Origin of the sequence: Geitlerinema sp. CS-897 (genome assembly GCF_028368005.1) — a bacterium.
Lineage (GTDB): Bacteria > Cyanobacteriota > Cyanobacteriia > Cyanobacteriales > Geitlerinemataceae > Baaleninema > Baaleninema simplex.
In genome coordinates this window covers 1-18,943 of sequence record NZ_JAQNCQ010000042.1, presented here as the reverse complement: position 1 = coordinate 18,943, position 18,943 = coordinate 1, and the positions used below count along the sequence as shown (strand labels likewise).

Here is an 18,943-nt window from a genome sequence, read left to right as displayed (position 1 = left end):
TCTCCAAGATGCCGGGGATCTGGCCCGAACCTCAATTTAGATTTTATGTTTTTTGTCAATCCCCGATCTCGAAAAGTTTTCTGCACCACTGAGAGTCAAGGTGTGCTTCAATATCTGCCAAAGCCTTTCCCCGATCGCGACTTCGCCGATTCTTCTCGGCAGTCTGCATCTCGACGAGTTGGCGTCGGCGACTCATTAATTCACGCAGTTGACGAGACTCTTGGGAACTGGCAGCCAGGATTTTAGGTTTCATGGCTTCGCCATAGTGAGCCAAAGTTTGAGCGTCAATGGCGTCGGTTTTAGCTAACCGACCTGTTGCTTTGGCAAAGTCTCTTCCTTGCCGAGGGTTAATTAAAGAAACCGGCAAGTTGGCTTCTTGTAATTGAATGACCAGTTCCGTTTCCAGATCTCTAGTGACTTCCACCACCAGGCGCTCAATTGTCTACTCTTGGAGAGACTCAACTAAACGAGCGATTTCTACCTCGGTATTTTTGACTTTTACCGCTTTTTCCAACGGACGGATATAAATGTCTAGGGTTTCTTGACTCACATCAATTCCGATCCACGGAGAGGGGTTTGACATGAATCGTTCTCCTAAATTACCTAAGTGAATGATTCAAGAAAACAGCATCTTCTCAATTTCACTCATCCTTGTCCGATGCGGTCTATAATATTAACACTTCTTTCGTGCTACCTCGATCCTGACGACTGTTCGAGTTCGGTCGAGAAGATTGTTGTAGTGACCCGTGCTACGCAGCGGTCTTTTCCGACCTAGGTTGAGACGGTCTACTACATCTTCTAATTACACGGTTGGGACAGTTTACTACATCTCTTAATATACAAGGTTGGGGGGGAGGGGACGAAACCCAACAGCCATCAATTTGGGGACTTTTCGTTGGGTTTCCTAACGTCAAACCAACCTAAAATCTATCATCTTCAAGAACAATCTACCATCTTCAAGAAGCGATCGCCTAATCTCGAACGGCGACGTAATCCATACGGATATCCCACGGATCGATGCCGATAACCGCTAGTTTTCGGCGTTTCCCGGTTCCGCAAGTATGCACTCCACGACTTCCCCACGCCGGAACGTAAGCGTCTTGAGATTTAAAAAATTCATCAACAAAATCAAAGGGTTTCTGCACGTCGCTCGGCTCGATTTGTCGTCGCGTTGAGTAAAATTTCCAAGAATCTCCATAGAGCGTATTTGGCTCGGGATTAGATTGTTTATCGGAGAAATCGTTCTCGCAGAAGTCTTCAAATTCTTCTAATAACTCTCCGCGATCGTACAATTTATAGCCAATTACACCAGCGGTATCGCTGACGCCATATTCGATCGCCTGTGTCTGAAGCTGCTGAGAAATCGCCCGAGCGTCTTTATCTTTGAGTCCGTTTTTCCAAGAATAAACCACTTCTTCGTGAATCACCGTCCACGAATGTCCGTGAAACTTAAAAACAATAAAACATTCGTTTGTCAGTTCCACTTCTTGCTCGAAGACATCGTGTTCCCAAACCGTCGCATTGCGAACTCGACACAACGCTTCAGCGACTTGTTCGACATCTCCCTTAACGAGAACGAGGCGATCGTTCAAACAGTCAGAAACTAAGCCTCGCTGCTCGGAAATTGGAAATCGAGTTTGTCGCTGTCCGCCTTTTTCTCGTAACAGTTTTACGATCTCCCAATGTCCTTTCATCTGAGCGCGATCGGTGGCTGTCTCTCCTTCCCACTCTTCTTCACTATCGGAAGTAGTCATGTGAGGATTTGCCCCTGCATCGAGTAACAATCGCACGATGTCGATAAATCCCTTTTCTGCGGCTTCAATTAAAGGAATGTCATGATACCTATTTTCACCGACGATGTTCGGATTGGCTCCTTCTTCGAGGAGCGTTGCGACAATTTCACGATGTCCGTTCTTGACCGCTTGTAAAAGTGCCGTTCCGTATTGAGGAACGATGCGATCGACTGGCGTTCCCGTATCGATGAGTGCTTCGATTTCGCCTAATTTACCGTCTTTCGCCGCTTTAACTAACATCAGTTCTCGCTGGCGATCGATCGCACCGGCTTCGCGTAAATATTTGGCAATCCGTTGTTGTCTGGCTCTCTTTTGCTGCTCTAATTTGTTACGGAAGCGATCGCTTTTACAGAAAAACCCTTCGTCAGTTTCTTCGTCTTCAGATTTGGGAGTTTCGAGCAAGTCTGACTCAATGTAAGTCAAAGCTGTATTTCCAGCGCGATCGGCTGCGTTCACATCAGCTCCCGCTTCGATGAGGCACTTAGCAACAGCACTACTTCCCGATTCACTGGCAACAATTAAAGCCGTTCTTCCCTGCTTGTCTCGAGCGTTGACAACGGCTCCCGCTTGCAGGAACTCTTGACAAAGATCCTCTCGATTGTGTTTGGCAACCTTCATTAACGGCGTTTCTCCGTCGTTATCAGCTGCGTTCACATCGGCTCCTAACTCAATCAACAATTTTATAAAATCTGTCCAGAATTGAAGTGATTCAAACAGGGTTCTATCTAAGACGATCGCTAAGGGGGTTTTTCCTTCGTTATTGACGATATTAATATCGACACCTAAGTCAATCAAAGCACGTACAACATTGATTCGACCTCGATCGACTGCATAATGTAATGCCATACCATCGCGATCGAGGATTGCGTTGAGATCCACACCAGTATTCGCCAAACAGCGAACGATTTCAACGTGGCCCAAAATTGCGGCATCGACGAGGGCATCGACATAAATCTTTTTCCGCTCCTCTGAATAAGGATAAAACTGAGCGATCTCTCGGACAATTTCGAGATATCCGTGCCAACAAGCCTCTTTTAAGGGAGAGTCGTTTTCAGAATCTAAAGTGGCACCCGCTTCGAGTAAAATTCGGACGATTTCTAAACACCCCATCTCGGCGGCTAAGCTGAGGGGAGTGTAACCCGTGTTGCGATCGCGCTCGTTCACATCCGCTCCACGAGCGATCGCGTTTCGGACTTCGTTGGCGTTTTTCGCTTTTACGGCTGCAATTAACGACATGGTTCTCTCCTTCGATTTGAGTCAATTTCGCTATTCGTCCTCATCGCCAAAGTCTGGCTCGTCTTCCTCATCCACCGCTCCAGCCGCTAACAACAGCTCGATGATTTCATCGTAGGCATAATTCTGCGCGATCGAGAGCGGAGAGCCTAAAATACTCGAAGCATTCACCTCCGCTCCAGCTTCGACGAGCAGTTTCACCGCCTCAGTATGACCGTAGTAGGTAGCTGCGACGAGAGGCGTGTGAAGTCCATCGCTTCCATTGACATCTGCACCCGCCTCGAGTAACACTCGCATCGCCTCCACCTGTCCGCTATACGCTGCTCGAATTAACGCTGTGCGACGGCGAAAATCAGCTCGGTTGGGATCGACTCCAGCGGCGAGCAACCGTTGCAGGCGATCGAGATCTCCCTGTTCGGCGGCGATGCAAAGTTCGATGACATCTAATCCGTCGTGACTTGCGCCTGCGGCTTGTAACCGCTCGACGATCGCGCGATCGCCAATTTCAGCGGCTCGAGTCAGTGCAGTATCGCCAAACTGACTTTTAGCGTTGGGGTTGGCTCCCCCATTGAGGAGAAGTTCGATCGTTTCCAAGTCTCGCCGTTCTACCGCCAACATCAGCGGCGTTTTGTCATCAGCCATCGATCCTTCAAAGCGATCGAGAACGGCTCCCGCCTCGATGAAACATCGGACGAGTTCCCGTTGTCCAGTTTCAACGGCGTTGTGCAGCGGCGATCGCTCGTACATACTCGGTGAATCTAGGCTCGCTCCCGCCTCGACGAGCAGTCGTGCAATCTCTATCTGGTGCGTGCGAACTGCAACCATCAACGGCGTGTAATGGCTCCAAACTGCCTCGAGACGCGGAGGAGACGAACGCTCTCGTATGGCTTTGGGGGGAATTGTTGTGATGCGAATTCCCGGCTCGGGTTCGCGAACGATGGCACTCTCAAAAATATTTGATTCTGGGGAATTGCGATCGCGATCGGCGAGACTGGCATAAAACTCGTGACCGCAATTCGGACATTTCCCGTAATTCTGAATAGAGGTAAACGCCGTCTCACATTTCGGACAGTTTCGTTCTACCCCAGTCCAGCGATCGTCTCGCTCGACGACACAATTGAGATTCGCACCAGCTTCGATGAGTTGGCGAACGATGTCGAGATGACCGTCTCTGGCGGCGACGTACAACGCGGTTTGAGTTTTATTGATAACTTCGGTGCTGGTTCCGTCAATATTGACGTTGCGATCGATTAAGGAACGCACGGTTTCGAGATCGCCGTTTTTGGCAGCGGCCACCAATGCGTTAATTTTCTCTTGAGGCGAAGGTTCTGGCGGAGCGACGCGATCGAGGATTTCCCGAGCGCGATTGCGTTCGGACGGCTCGCTGAGGATGTTGAGATATTCACAAATCGCGCGATGACCGGCTGTTGCAGCTAACCGTAACGCCGTTTCCCCTGACTCGGTTCGGAGGTTGACGTTTGCACCGGCTTTCACGAGTGCGCGAACCATCGGTTTGTTCCCCAGTCGCGCCGCCAAAGTTAACGCGGTGTTGCCGTCTTCCAAGGGTTCGTCGAGGTCGATTCCCTGCTGGATTAACGTTTTAAGGCGATCGATGTTTTGCGATTCTATAGTTTTTCTTAAATCGTTCATTTTTAAACATAGAAATTCTTGCGATCTATTATACTGTTAAAATTACAGTACGGCGATCGACATTCAAAGGGTGCATTTCAAAAATAGGGTGCATTTCAAAAATATAAGTTTATAAGATTAGAGTCTCTGCACTGAATTGAGCTGTTGTGAGGTTTCGCGATCGCTCCATCTATAGACTGAGCGAAGCCGAAGTCCAACCTACCTCAAACTCATATTTTTACAAAAGTGAGATGCACCCATCGATCTCGACAACATCGCAGTCCAGTAAGTTAATTTTGGTGTGACTTTCCAACTGCGCTGCGATCGCTCTTTTGACGTACCGAAGCGATCGTGGTTTCCCGCAACGCCAACCCCCCAATTTCGCGTTTCTGTCGAGTTTAGCGATCGTAATCTCTCCCAGAACCGTACTGCCACGCTTGCGCCCACTGATGCAGATAATATCGTTGTTGGGGAGACGCCGTTTTACTCCAATCTGCGATCGCCTCTCCAATTGGTGACAGCGCACTGTACGCCCCCAAATTCAAATAGTGGCGCATCCATCCCAACAACGGAAAAATCCCAATCTTCGGAACGATGTTCGTCACCGTCAGCGGTGCAGAAATCGAAGTTCGGAACAACGCCTGAGACAAACTTCCAAACTGAACCACATCTTTTAAAAACGGACGTAACACCTCATCTCCGGCGTCTTGCATCGCATCGAAAACGGACGCCAACAAGCGATCGATAGAATCGGGATCTGTTACGGTTTCATTAACGCCGACACTCATCGTTTGCTGAAACATCCACGTCACCGACAAATTCGGTTGATAGGGTTGAAGTAACGATAACGCCGAGCGATCGAGACAGTCCGCGTTCAAGGCTTCCCCCACACCTTCACTCAACCGTTTTAAATGACGTACCATCGCCCCAAATCCGCCAAAACTCAGCGGAGACTGACTCCCGCTACTGTCTCCCACGGGAAGAATCCGATTCCACGGCGACTGTAACGGACTCTTGCGATACGAGGGAAAAAAGCCGAAAAGGGCGCGTTTGAAATTCAAGGCTTCGAGGTCGATTTGTTGGTACTCCGGTAACAGTCGGACGTACTCGTTGAAGAAAAACTCTAAGCTGAAGCGATCGCGGTGGGCGTCGAGATATGTAAACAGATAAGTGGTGCGTCCGTCTTTGGCGGGAAAGGCTTCCCAAAAATACTGACATTGATGCAAAATCGGCGTGAAGGAAACGAACAAATCGCCAGTTTCGTTTTTAGGGTAGCCCTCAGCGCAAGTTCCCACCACCAAACAAACGGCGTCGGGTTTCTGTTGTCCTCGCACTTGTCGGGAAACGGGGGAAAAATGACCCATCGCATCGATGAGCAGACGAGTGGTGAGTCCGCTGTCTGGGGTTTTGCTGTCGTCGACGTTGACGCGCACGCCGTCGGGATGTACGATCGCTTCTTCAAACGCCGTGTTTTCGAGGAGGGTTCCTCCCGCGTTTAAAAACCGCTGTTTGAGGGTTTCGAGGAGATACACGGGATCGACGCCAATGTTGAGAACGTCGCGAACCCAGATGTCGGAACCGCCGCGAAAGCTGATGCGGCCGGGGTTGTACTCGGTGGCGATCGCCCGTTCTAATTCTGTCTCTGTTAGCAATCCCATCTCGACGAAGGTTTGCAGTTCGTCGCGAGAGATGTTCCACTCCTGTTCGCGGCCTTTGAGCATTCCTCGTTCGACGATCGCAACGCGCCAATTTTGTCTGGCTAACGCCGCACCCAGGAGAATTCCCAGGGTTCCCCCGCAGATAACGACATCCCAATCGGTTTCTCCGAGAGGTTGGGAATTTTGGCGCACGACACTGGGAACGGGTCGATCGTTGTCGCGGAGGTTTCGCCACAGGCGATCGGCGGATGCTAAGCCTTTTGAAGGGTTCCCAGGTATTTGGTTGAGGAGGTTTTGAGTCGCAGACATGAACGAACCTGACGATCGAGGAGGTACAACAGCTTGGGTTTTCTTCTAAGATAACGAGACTGTCAACGTTCGGCTTGCTGCGATCGCCAAAAAAAAATCGGCTGAATGGGGTTAGCATTCAACCGATTACGACAAACGAACCCGATCGCTTGAGACCGACGAGACGAACGCACGGCTCAGTTTCGAGCGCATTGCTCGACCTCGATCGATATTCAAGATGCGAGATATCCTGGGTGAAACTGTCGGGGAGCGATCGAACTATCGTTTAAAGCTCTGGGCGCGATCGTTCGATCTCCTACAGTTTTATGTTGTTTTTTTGCAATTTCGGGTACGTTTACAGTTTGACGCTACACTGTTATTCAATAGCGTCTTGGGTCGATCCATCGTGTTGTAAAAGAGGAGGGAGAATCTGGGTCGTTCTCGATCCTTACATTTTTTATTGTACCCCAAATGTTCGTTTTTTATCGCAAGACAATTTATTTTTTATGAGTTTTTTTTGAATTTTTAGTTTGTTTTTTAAAATCCGAAAAATTTCATAACTCTCCTCAGTATTTTTAGGGGGATTCCGATCGTAAAAAACACGCAAAGGATCGAATCGACCGTTCGGATTAGCAATCCAAGGAAACTCGCAGGCGATCGCGATCGCGCTTTAAATCCGATACAGTACAGTAAGAAGTTGAGAAAACATATTTAACAACATCCAATATGACTGCAACTGCGGCGCAAACCGACTACGATGTTATCGTCATCGGTTCAGGAATTGGCGGTCTCGTCACTGCCACCCAACTCGCCAGTAAAGGCGCAACCGTTCTCGTTCTCGAACGCTATCTGATTCCCGGCGGCAGTGCAGGGTATTTCGAGCGATCGGGCTATCGCTTCGATGTCGGGGCGTCGATGATCTTTGGCTTCGGCGATCGAGGCACGACAAACCTCCTCACTCGCGCTCTCGATGCCGTAAACGTCAGTCTCGAAACGATTCCCGACCCGGTTCAAATTCACTACCACCTTCCCAACGACCTCGAGGTCAAAGTCCATCGCGACTACAATGCCTTTATCGAGGAACTCAGCGCCAAATTCCCCCACGAACGCACTGGAATTGGCAAGTTTTACGACGAATGCTGGAAGGTGTTTAACTGTCTCAACAGCATGGAACTCCTTTCGTTGGAAGAACCTCGCTACCTGACAAGGGTTTTCTTCGAGCACCCGCTGGCTTGTTTGGGATTGGTGAAATACCTACCACAAAACGCTGGTGACATCGCCCGACGCTACATTAAAGATCCCGAACTTCTGAAGTTTATCGATATAGAATGCTACTGTTGGTCGGTGGTTCCGGCCGACAAGACCCCTGCCATCAACGCTGGAATGGTGTTTAGCGATCGCCATTACGGTGGCATCAACTACCCGAAAGGCGGCGTCGGACAAATCGCCCAAAAACTCGTTGAAGGGTTGGAAAAAGCGGGGAGTCACATCCGCTATCAAGCTCGAGTGACCGAAATTCTCAAAGAGGGCGATCGGGCGATCGGCGTCAAACTGGCTTCGGGAGAAGAATTCTACGCCAAGCGGGTCGTTTCCAACGCTACCCGCTGGGATACCTTCGAGAAACTGTTGCCCGAGGCGGAAATGCCCTTAGCCGAAGAGAAGTGGCAGCAACGCTATTGTAAATCTCCCAGTTTCCTGAGTTTGCACATGGGGGTCGAAGCGGACACGTTACCGCCGGGGACAGACTGTCACCATATCGTCGTTGAAGACTGGGCGAAAATGGAAGACGCCGAAGGAACGCTGTTCGTGTCGATTCCGACGTTACTCGATCCCGACCTCGCCCCGGAAGGCTATCACATTATTCATGCCTTTACCCCCGATCGGATCGATCGCTGGCAAAACCTGTCCCCGACAGAGTACGAACGGCAAAAAGAAGCGGCCGCTTGGCAGTTCGTCGATCGCCTCGAACGGATTTTTCCGGGTTTAGACGCGGGATTGGATTATCTCGAAGTGGGAACGCCACGCACTCACCGCCGCTTTTTAGGCCGCGACGACGGTACTTACGGCCCGATTCCCCAACGTAAGTTGTGGGGACTGTTGGGAATGCCGTTTAACCGAACCGCCGTTCCTGGCTTATATTGCGTCGGCGACAGCACGTTTCCCGGTCAGGGATTGAACGCTGTCGCTTTTTCTGGTTTCGCCTGCGCCCACCGTATCGCCGTGGATTTGGGGATTTAGTGGAGCCGGGGAGAGGGGGAGCCAGGGAGAAGTATTGACCTGACTTCGGCTACAGGGGCGGTGCGTGACGAGCGATCGGTCTCACGATTTACACCCTATTTTTCAAGTCACGCACCCTTGTATGTTGGGGGTTTACACTGTCGGTGCGTGACGATTTCTCGGTTTCAAGTTCGACACCCTATTTTTCAAGTCACGCACCCTACGGACTGGTGACTGGTGACTGAAACACTGCTCGTCATCTCCTCACCTGGCTGCGTCCCGGTAATTCTCCAAATCCTGAATTCGCTGCTGGGTGAGGCGTTCGAGACAGTTGAGGCGAATGGAGGTTTGAAGGGTTCCGCCGTCGTAGCGGAAGGCTTCCCATTGGCAGTTGGCATCGCGGAATTTCAACCACGTCAGTTGTGCGTCGATGAGTTTTTCCCGGTTGCTGTCGTTGAGGGCGGCCATGAGTTCGTCGTAGGTTCGGTTTAGGCGATCGTCTGCGTTGTGGTAGTCTCGCGCCGCACATTCGTTGATTTCAATGGTGGTTTGGGGACTGCTGCAATCGATCGCAGGTGTTTCGTTGGTGGCGGTGGAGTGGTCGCGATCGCTCGTCGAGGCGTGGGCGATGGGGCTATGCACTGCTGACGCGATCGCACTTGAAGGCGATCGATGGCCAGTCCTATCGGGTGTTGCAGTTTTTTGGCATCCGGCGGCCAGTAGTGCTAACCCGAGGGCAAGATAAGCAAAGCGTGGCAAGTGCGACATGAAGTTCGTTCGTGTGGCGTTGGGGACTGAAGAGATCCTACGAGGGGCGATCGCGCGGTTCCGGATCGGCGGTTTTTGAGTCGAGCGATCGCTCGATACGACAACGTAACGGTTCGCAACATCACGAACGGCCAGTGGGGCGATGCCATACCCGCTCGAGCCGATCGCCGTGAAGGCCCCGGAACGATGATGTCCGTCGTGAGCTTGGTGTGCGGGTCTCCCAATCGCTGGCGGTAAACGACTGAGAAACCCGATATTTCGCCAGACACCGAGTCTCTGAACTCAGATGGTGTTACCGCTGCATATGGTCTTCGAGCAGTGCCTGCGCCCGAGGCTTGTAGATTAAATAAAACAACGCCTCGATATAACGCATCATATCTTCGCGATTTTCCTTGGAGGAGTAGTTCCAGAATCCAAAGGTTTTCGCCATCGACAACAGCCGCGTCGTGTGAATCTTCCAGGTGTAGGTGGTGTACACGCGATCGATCCCTTTACGAGAAATCTCCAGCCAGTAATCGGGGTTTTGTTCGCATTTGGTGACGAAATCGATCAGCTTCTGCGCCGTTTCTTCGAGGTTCGTCGGGTTGATGTAGAAACCGTTGACCCGGTCTTGAATAATTTCGAGCGGTCCCCCGAACTGCGTCCCGAAGGTGGGAATTCCCGAAATCATTGCTTCGAGAATCGTCAAACCGAACGCCTCGAACAACGCCGGTTGGACGAACACGCCGCGACGGTCGGCGATGACGCGGTACACTTCCCCGGAGTCGGTTTTGGGTAGACGCACCCCCAACCAGCGAAACTTTCCGTGTAGCTCGTAGCGATCGATAATTTCGTAGAGCTTCCGCATTTCGCTGATTTCTTCGGGATCGTTCGATTCGTCTTCCCGCAGTTTCCCCGCGACCAAAATCAAGTTGCAGTGTTTTTGGAGTTCTTTGCTCTGTCCGAAGCATTCAGCAAGTCCCGTCAAATTCTTGATGCGATCGAGTCGAGCCATTGAAAACAGCGGCCGTTTGCTCGGGTCGTCTAATTTCCCGTACACCTGGGAGGGGTCGTCGAGGGTAAACAGCAACTCTTCGAGCCGTTCGGCGTCGTCGGGAACCCGCTGTTCTTGACGGGTGTAGGGGAAATAAATGTTTTCGTTGACTCCCGGCGGCACGACGTTAAACTTCGGACTGAACAGTTCGATACCCGTCACCACGTGGTACAAGTCCGGCATCGTAAAGCAGTGGTACGATTCGTACTGACCCACGCTATCGGTGCGTCCGACGATTTCTTGGTAAGTGCTGCTGATAATGCAGTTGGCTGCGTTCATCGAAATTAAATCGGTGATGAATTGCAGCGAGAAATGATATTGGTTTTCCAAATCCTGCCAGTACAAGTTACTAAACAGATATTTGGATTTTTCCAAGGCGTGAGCCACGTTGAACTGGGTCACGTTCAAGCGGCGGGACAGTAAAAACGCCACGATGTTTCCGTCGGAGTAGTTCCCGACGATCAGATCGGGTTTTTCTTTAAACTCCACTAACAGTTCTTTTTCGGCGTCGATGGCGTAGGTTTCTAGATACGGCCAGATCTCGAAGCGAGAAATCCAGTTGTCTGTGACGTTGGGGTTGAATTTGCGGAAGGGAACGCGCAAAATCCAGGCGTCGTCGGTTCCCCAGATTTTTTCGAGCCGTTCGTTGCAGCGGGTTCCGTCGGCGTTGGGAATCAACCGGCTCAAGACGATCACTTTGGGGTGAACGCCGAGTACGTCCAAACCGGCTTGTTGGAGTTCGGTTTGCAGTTGTTTTTCGAGACTGCGAGCTTGGTCGAGGACGTAGACCACTTGACCGCCGGTGTCAGGACGACCGAGGACGCCTTCTTGACCGAACCAGCCGTGAACGGACACCAAGACGATCCGAAAAATCATGGGAATCCGCGAGAGGAAGCCTTCGAGAACGCTGTCGTCGGGAGAGTCGATCAGTTCGTCGAGGATTTCGAGGGTTTCGCGAACGCGGTGGGCGGTATTTCCCCATCCCGGCTCGAATCCCATGTCTTGGAGGTCGAAGCGGAAGTTTTCGTAGGGGTCGTTTTCAGGGCGTTGGCTGACGAAGCCGATCGCCTGTTTGACGCGATCGCTCAGTTGCTCCCAGCTCCCGATTCGGGGGTTGATCATCAGTTTCAAGCCGTTGTAGGAATGGAGGCTGAGAAACTGAAACAGGGTTTCTTTCCACTGTCGCGGGGCTTGGAACAGTTTGCTCGAAAGGTAGCGGTTGAGAAACTGCACCCCTTTTCCGATGTTTTTTGGGTCGCGGATAGTGGGGGAATAGTCGTAAAACGGCTCGAAGTCGATCTCGAAAACGTCTCCTTCTTGGGGCTTGTAGCGATCGACGAAGCGATCGCGCGTGTCGAGAAGGTCTTGCACCGTCATTTTGTCGTAGGTGAAGTCTTCGTGAATCCGAAAGGCTTCTTGATAGGCAATTTTCGGACGCACGATCGCGCAGACACTTTCGTCCTCGACAATGATTTCTTGGGTGTAGAAGATCAGTTTTCCGAGGTTCGAGACGTGCTGGAACGCTTCGGATTTTTCGTGATCTTCACAGTACTCGGTAAAGGCGCGTTCGATGTCGTTACGCAGTAAGTAACGCTGGTCTTTGGCTCTCAGTTCGTGGAGAAATTGGCGAAGTTCGATTTTTTCGTCACTCTTGAGAACGGCGTCAATAAAATAAGACATGGATGAATTCCCTAATCGCAAATGAGATGAGTAGGAGAGAAAGACTCGGGCGTTCGACTGAATTTCAGAAGATCGCCTGAGAGGGTTTCAGTGATGCTAGAAACCCCAAAAATCACGTTTCGTCTTGGATGTGGCGATCGCGCGGACAGCGAAACGATCGGTGTCGGGATCGGTGAAGCGAGCTGCTAGAGGACGTGGGTTGCCCGTGCGGGCGATCGCAGTGCAACTTGACGCGCTAGGATTTAAGCAGCAGTCCGATTGGGACAAAAGTTTCCCAATTGTTCGCGTTTTCCCGTCAGATCGACTTGCGAACTGGTGTTTTTTCAAGCAGACACGACGATACAGTAGACAAACGCACCTATGTTTAACCTTACCGAATTTTTTCGGTGGCGATCGATATTGGTGTGTTAATAATTTGTGAAGTCTTATTAGAAATTGTTAAAGAAATGCAAAGTTAGCTCAGTGGTGCAGAAAACTTTTCGAGATCGGGGATTGACAAAATACACAAAATATGTGTTTGGGTTCGAACCAGATCCCCAGAATCTTGGAGATGCCGGGGATCTCCGGCAGCCATTTACCGATCTGGGATTTTGCGGGCAACCCTTTAATACGGAATCCGCATCTAAAATACTGGTTTTGCCCGACCTGACAAGTCTCTCTATCCCCCCAACCCCCCTCTTCTTTGAGGGGCTAAGGGGGGGGATGTGGTGAAGACTTCTTGAACCTAGCTTATCGGAAACGGATTTCTTTCCTGGGCTATTATGCCTTCGAGAGCCTGCAAACGGCGAGTGTAAGTTGGCAGGGTCTGAACTTACTCACTCGAAGGTTCCCAAACTGCGGGCTTGAGCGCTTGGCAAAACTGAGCAATAAGTTTGGCGTCAGTTCGGTCGTTTTTGGTACGACTCAATTGGCTAGTGGCATAGCCTTTGATGGTAGGGGGTCAACGAGGCTGACCCGATGACCCCTTTCAACCAAATCCGTTTTTTAACTCTTCACTCTTCCCTCTCCCCTCTTCCCTGAAAGAGGCACACCGACAATGTACACCGTCAACAGACAAGGGTGCGTGACCTAAAGACACGAGAAATTTGGCGCGAAGCCGGCCGACTCGTCACGCACCGACTCCTTGTCCGCTTGTCCCCCTCCTTCAACCAAAGACAGAATCGCTACAATAGCGAAAACGGAGCGTTTCAGTTGACATTCTGAGACGATCGATTCAGTATAAGTGGTTAAATAACCATCAACGAATTTGTGGGGGAGTATCCGTCTATGTGGATTGCGATCGCCGTTGGTCTCGTTGCATTTATCTTTTCGAGTTTTGTCGAGTATTGGGTGCATCGCTTCATGCACAAGTGGGCGAAATTCGGAGAGCGACACCGCGACCACCATCGCCGTAACGAAGGACAAGGCGTAATTTGGGAATTTCGCGATTACGTCAAAGGCAGCTTTATCGCCATGCTCGCGCCGTTCCTGATTTCCGTAGAAGTCGGGACGGGTTGGTTCGTCGGTGCGCTGGTTTACGCCGCGTTTTCAGCCTACGCCCACCAACTCCAACACGAAAATCCCAAAAAATGCTTTTGGATGTCCATGCCCGTTCACTACGCTCACCACAAATATCAGATGTGGGAGCATAATTTTGGATTAGCTGTCGATTGGTGGGATTACGTTTTCGGGACGTATAAAAAAGTAGACTGCTTCGCAGAAGAGGAACACAACCAGCCTCAAGGGAGTTACTTACAGCTTCGTTGGTGGTAACGTTTCTCGAGTGTGACAGATTCTCGATCGTCTCCTACTTTAGATCTCCGAATTTAGAAATTTACGATCGATCTGGCGATGAAGGGTCAAATCGATGCTATCTTGTCAGGAAACTGGACGGTTTGCTGTCAAGGAGTATTCACCGATGAGCCTGTTTCAAGACGCGAAGGAACACTTCATCGCCTCTCACCAACATCCAATCAACCAAGCATTACATCACACCACGAATATTTTGGCGATTACGGCTATCGTGATGTTATTTTCCAATTGGAAAATTAGCGTGTTTTGCTTGGTTCTCAGCCAAATTTTCGCTTGGGGCGGACACGCAGTGTTTGAAAAAAACAAACCTGCCTTTTTTAAATATCCTGGCATTACGATTTTAGCGTCGTTTGCATGGTCGTTTGAAAACTGGTTCGGACTGCGTCAAATTTTAGCAAAATCTTAGTCTCGAAATCTCAGCTAACTTCGACGCGAAATCCAAATTCAACTCTAAAAAAAAATCGGCGATCGCCATACCGTTTAAGTTAGATTTCAGACTCAAACACCTCTTCCGATCGCCCGTTCGGTCGCAAATTTGCGATCGAAACCTTCTCGTTTGAAGGAAACACAACCTCAAATTGAGAATTCGACAAATCCAACTTGTTCTCGCGTGAAAAATTCGTTATCTTCAGAGGCAGCTTTCTTTGAAAAGTCCTCAATTTGGCAAAGACAGCGATTTTTTCGGATTCATTTTAAATCTTTCATCCCATACCAAGGAATCATTCATGTACGACGGATTGTTAGTCATTGACGCCGACGCGCACAAAGTCGAAAACCCGCTCATCTTGCGCGATTACGTCGAGCCGGAATACCGCGATCGCATCGGTATGATTGTCGATAGCCTCGGCGACCAACGGGCAAAAGTGGTAGACACCAACCCGGAAACCGGAAAACCCGATTTCGTTCGCATTTTCCCCAAACCCCAAGGTTTCGGGAAAGGGGGCTTCCGCAACCTGCACCCCGACACCACCCTCGGTGCGATGTTCAACTCTCGCCGCATCGAAGACATGGATAAAGAAGGGATCGACATTCACGTCATCTACGGAACCTTCAACCTGACCTTCTCCAGTATCTTCGACAAAGACCTGGCCGTCGCGCTGTGTAAAGCTTATAACAATTACATGGCCGACGATTGCCGTCCTTGGAGCGATCGCCTCAAACCCATCGGCGTCGTTCCCCTACAAGACGTCGAAGAAGCGGTCAAAGAAATGCACCGCTGCGTTAACGAACTGGGAATGGTAGGCGTCGCCACCTCCCCCAATATGCCGATTCCCCACCCGGCGGCTCCGAACGCGTTCCCCGAAATCCGCTCCTGCAAACATATCAGCCACCCGGATTTCTACCCCATCCTGCAAGCCGCCGTTGACTTAGACATCGCCCTCGGCTTGCACGGCGGTCCCGGTTCCGACATGATCGGAGGCATCGCCGACCACATGGAAACCTTCGTTCTCAACCACATTTTCGTCCAGCGCAACCAGCAGCAAATGGCCATGGCGCGAATGGTGTTCGACGGTGCGTTTGAAAAGTTCCCCACTCTGCGCGTCGGCTTCGTCGAAGGTGGCTGCGGTTGGGTTCCCGACTTGGCGCACTCCTTCCACGAACATTGGGAAAAACGCATTCGCGACTTCGACCCCAAAAACCCCTACCGTCCGTCGCTCAAGGACGTCACTCAACTGATGGTACAGGAACGGGGCAACAACAGCGTCAACATTATCAGCCAGGTGAAGAACCTCTTCGATATGTTGTGGACGCGGGATAAAGATCCCAAGAAAATCGAAGACGAAAGCCTGTACGAACATTACAACTTGCGTCACCGCGATCCGATGGAATATTTCGAGCGCGGTCAGGTTTACGTGACCTTTGAATCCGACGATCCCGGCCCGGCCTATTTGGTGCAAGGACTCGGCGAACTCGGCAAACGTATCGCTTGCTTCTCCGGTGATTACGGACATTGGGACGGCGTGTTGCACGATTGCGTAAAAGACGCTGCCACTGTGACGGACTACGATCGCGACCACTTAGGGCGGTTGTTGGCTGGAAACGCTCTCGATTTGTACGGCGATCGCCTGCGGAACTCGATTCCCAACTTCACAGAAGCGACCGTTTCGGTATAAACGTCACGGACTGCTCGCGACCGAGCCAGACCCTTTAATTCTCGAAACAGAACCCCAGTGCGATCGTACTGGGGTTCTATCGTTCTTATGTGCGTTTTTAAGACTGCTGTTACTGTATTTTCATTCAACTGAAGTCACCGTGAATTCAGTGCAAGTTACGATGCGGTAGTTCACCCCAATAGTGCGTCTCGAATCGTGAATCTCGACATTCGCGATCGCCATCAACTGTCACCCACTTCTCAAACTTGTTGGCGATCGTCAACCCGGAACAGAGATTCTCCCAAGATCGAGCTAGGAACGTCTTCGCGCAAGCGACGACGGCCACTTCCCCGATGCGGTGCGAGATCGTCTTTCTGTTCGGTTTGTGCCGAGAGGAAGGCACGGCTGACCGTCTCTTCAGACAGACGGCTTTGAGGTTGGGCAGAATTCCAAACAAAACCGAGTAGAAGCGCAGAAAGTAAAAGAGAAATACGCATATTTGGAGAATCTGTTTCAGGTGTTCTGTTCCCTGTTACAGGTCTCCGAATATGGCGTCAGGACGATCTGAAGCGACCGGTTAGAATTTTTATGGACATCGCCCCGTCAGCGATCGGCAATCGATTCGACGAGCAACCAATTCCCAGCAACGTTGAACCGTCCCCATCCCGAAATCGGTCGTCGGTCGGGATAGGTTTGCAACGTACGGTCGATCGTCGGGTGTAACGTCACCACCCGCCAAGAGCCGTCTGGTGTTATCAGTTCGTAATCTTGGGTTCCGTGACAGCGAAACTCTCCCGAAAAAGCGTGTCCGTCCTTGGGAATCGGTGCCGATGTCGGAGCGTTGGGCGATCGCCCGTTGAGGGGGTACGTATCCGGGCGATCGAGATAGTATTCTTGCCAATGTCGCCAATCCGGGCGATCGGGAAGACTATCGAACAGCGGAACCACCGACGCCGCCGCCGCTGCATCGTCCAACAACGCCTCTTGCAACGCTCGTACCGGCAGTTCCCTCGGCTGGCAGTCCCGTTCGATGCAGAGGGCTGCCGCCATTCCCGCCGCCTGTCCGATACCCATGACAACCGGCTGTAAGCGCGTGCAACCGTTGGCAATATGAGATACGGAAATATTCTTCTCGCAGGCTAACAGTCCGTCGATCTCTGCCGGAATCAAACAGCGATAGGGGAGCGAAAACGGCGTTCCCGTCACCCGTCCGCCCCAACGCAGGGTTTTCGAGACCACGGGAAACGTCCGATCGGTATAGTGATGGTCGTTGGCATAGTTACCCACCGCCACGGATTCCACGGTATCGTCCCACAGGGGTAGGGGGGCGACCGTTCCCCCCGGCATGGGCAATACGTCCTGTTCCCGTACCGTTACGGCTCCCACTAGGCGGCGACTTTCTCGGAAATAGGGATAGAGTGCCAGCCCCGATTCCTCGTGGGGGAAAATGCCTCCCGCGCAGCCATATCGCCGTCCGAGTTGCCGTTGTAAGAACCGCGCGAAACTTTGCGATCGCCATTTCGCCTCTTGCAAACAGGCCGCTCTCGCCTCGGTGGACTCCACCAAGCGATTTAACCCCTCGCCGTAATCGTTGCCGCGATGGGGCCAGTTGAGCATAAAACGTTTTCCGGGCAACCGTCCGTACCGAAGAAATTTTTTGACGCCGTAGTCCGTCCACGCACCGACGAAGCGATCGGGGGTATCGAGGGGGGGCGCGTGAATTTCGGGGGCGGTATTGCCTTTTCCGAAATCTTGTAAAATCGCGACCCAAGTTATCGCTTGGACGGGATATCGTTGAAACTGTTCGTCGAGGGTTTCTGGGGCGCTCGGTTCGTTGAATTCCGCTCGGGTTTCCCATCCCCAACGATACGGGATTTCGCCAAGTTCGAGGAGATCGCCGAGTTCGGTGCCGTCGAGGACGATTTTGGCTTCGACGCTGAAATCTTCAAACCGCACGCCAAAAACGCGATCGCCCTCTCGTCGGACTTCTTGGGGAACGCGTCCGGAAATCCAATGCAAGTTCGGTAGTTTCTTCACCCAATCTTGAAAAATACGTTCGCCGATGCGAGGGTCGAAGGTAAAGAAACTCACCCAGGCGTTATCGAGTCCGCCCGGTTGCCGCTGGCGAAGTTCCCGTAAAAACGCTCCCCACAATCCGGTTTGAAAGGCGTGCAGTTCGTTGCCGTCCGGGGCGCAAACGCCTGCTGCGGTCAGCATTCCGCCTATCCAAGAGCGATCGCTAACCAGGAGCGTGTTCGCACCGCGTCGGGCGGCCTGAATGGCGGCGGCCGTTCCGCCCGTACCTCCGCCGACCACGAGAACGTCTACGTTGTAGTAGTCTGAGGGTGACATAGTAAGAAAGAGTGAGAGTTTGAATACCGAAGTATTTTGTATTGATTGTAAAAGTATAATCGTAAATGTAAAGTTACAAAAGGACGCACGATCGACTATTTTTTGTTAACCTTTTTTTGATTTTTTTTAAAAATAATAAATGATACAGAATCCGTTTTTGATAAGCTAGGTTTCAAAAAGGGGTGCATCTCAGTTTTGCAAAAACATCAGTTTTGGGTGGCAAAATTCCCGATTAGCATTTCCCGTATAAGATCCCCGGCATCTTGGAGATGGTATCTGTTTAGCGATGCTCACTCAGGTCGAAGCCTGCCAAGGCATGGCCTGGGCAACGAGGTCAATAAAGGAGTCGTCAGATTGGGCAGCCGTAGCCGCCAAGGAAGCTAAAATCTCCCAAGTGCGAGCGCCGGA

The 18,943-nt window shown here is 51.3% G+C and carries 12 protein-coding genes and 1 pseudogene; 5 read left to right on the top strand and 8 right to left on the bottom strand.

Going from position 1 to position 18,943, the window contains the following annotated elements; genetic code table 11:
• Positions 1-94 precede the first annotated feature (94 nt).
• From POG22_RS02240 to POG22_RS02225, 4 genes and pseudogenes are all read right to left on the bottom strand, one after another.
• Positions 95-583, bottom strand: a pseudogene (locus POG22_RS02240) (IS110 family transposase); the annotation flags it as partial.
• 388 nt (positions 584-971) lie between these two features.
• A complete protein-coding gene (locus POG22_RS02235; RefSeq protein WP_498903389.1) occupies positions 972-3,029 on the bottom strand; it encodes an ankyrin repeat domain-containing protein in 2,058 nt (685 codons plus the stop codon).
• 30 nt (positions 3,030-3,059) lie between these two features.
• Positions 3,060-4,676, bottom strand: a complete 1,617-nt coding sequence (locus POG22_RS02230; protein ID WP_498903387.1) for an ankyrin repeat domain-containing protein — start codon at positions 4,674-4,676, stop codon at positions 3,060-3,062.
• 377 nt (positions 4,677-5,053) lie between these two features.
• Positions 5,054-6,622 carry an FAD-dependent oxidoreductase gene (locus tag POG22_RS02225; RefSeq protein ID WP_498903386.1) on the bottom strand — a complete coding sequence of 523 codons (1,569 nt, stop codon included), beginning with the start codon at positions 6,620-6,622 and terminating at the stop codon, positions 5,054-5,056.
• A 705-nt stretch (positions 6,623-7,327) separates the two neighbouring features.
• Here POG22_RS02225 and crtH point away from each other — a divergent pair.
• The gene (gene crtH / locus POG22_RS02220) at positions 7,328-8,839 is read left to right on the top strand and encodes a carotenoid isomerase (RefSeq protein ID WP_017663020.1); all 1,512 of its coding nucleotides are present in this window, start codon (positions 7,328-7,330) and stop codon (positions 8,837-8,839) included.
• A 243-nt stretch (positions 8,840-9,082) separates the two neighbouring features.
• On the opposite strand, the gene POG22_RS02215 is transcribed toward crtH, so the two are convergent.
• Positions 9,083-9,586 (bottom strand): lysozyme inhibitor LprI family protein, encoded by a 504-nt coding sequence (locus tag POG22_RS02215; RefSeq protein ID WP_498903385.1) that lies wholly within the window; start codon positions 9,584-9,586, stop codon positions 9,083-9,085.
• Between the two features lie 75 nt (positions 9,587-9,661).
• Between POG22_RS02215 and POG22_RS02210 the strand changes: the two genes are divergently transcribed.
• The gene (locus POG22_RS02210; protein WP_498903384.1) at positions 9,662-9,823 is read left to right on the top strand and encodes a hypothetical protein; all 162 of its coding nucleotides are present in this window, start codon (positions 9,662-9,664) and stop codon (positions 9,821-9,823) included.
• Between the two features lie 55 nt (positions 9,824-9,878).
• Here POG22_RS02210 and POG22_RS02205 read toward each other — a convergent pair whose 3' ends face one another.
• Positions 9,879-12,299, bottom strand: coding sequence for a sucrose synthase (locus POG22_RS02205; protein ID WP_498903383.1), 2,421 nt, complete (start codon positions 12,297-12,299; stop codon positions 9,879-9,881).
• A gap of 1,266 nt (positions 12,300-13,565) precedes the next feature.
• On the opposite strand from POG22_RS02205, the gene POG22_RS02200 reads away from it, so the two are divergent.
• The 3 genes from POG22_RS02200 (at position 13,566) to POG22_RS02190 (ending at position 16,204) form a co-directional block, all read left to right on the top strand.
• Positions 13,566-14,051 (top strand): sterol desaturase family protein, encoded by a 486-nt coding sequence (locus POG22_RS02200; RefSeq protein WP_017662856.1) that lies wholly within the window; start codon positions 13,566-13,568, stop codon positions 14,049-14,051.
• Positions 14,052-14,196: 145 nt separating this feature from the next.
• Positions 14,197-14,496 (top strand): DUF962 domain-containing protein, encoded by a 300-nt coding sequence (locus tag POG22_RS02195; RefSeq protein WP_026097913.1) that lies wholly within the window; start codon positions 14,197-14,199, stop codon positions 14,494-14,496.
• A 319-nt stretch (positions 14,497-14,815) separates the two neighbouring features.
• Positions 14,816-16,204 (top strand): amidohydrolase family protein, encoded by a 1,389-nt coding sequence (locus POG22_RS02190; protein ID WP_498903380.1) that lies wholly within the window; start codon positions 14,816-14,818, stop codon positions 16,202-16,204.
• A 239-nt stretch (positions 16,205-16,443) separates the two neighbouring features.
• On the opposite strand, the gene patX is transcribed toward POG22_RS02190, so the two are convergent.
• The gene (gene patX, locus POG22_RS02185) at positions 16,444-16,680 is read right to left on the bottom strand and encodes a heterocyst-inhibiting protein PatX (protein ID WP_017662859.1); all 237 of its coding nucleotides are present in this window, start codon (positions 16,678-16,680) and stop codon (positions 16,444-16,446) included.
• A gap of 106 nt (positions 16,681-16,786) precedes the next feature.
• Positions 16,787-18,535, bottom strand: coding sequence for an FAD-dependent oxidoreductase (locus POG22_RS02180; RefSeq protein ID WP_498903378.1), 1,749 nt, complete (start codon positions 18,533-18,535; stop codon positions 16,787-16,789).
• Between the last annotated feature and the right edge of the window lie 408 nt (positions 18,536-18,943).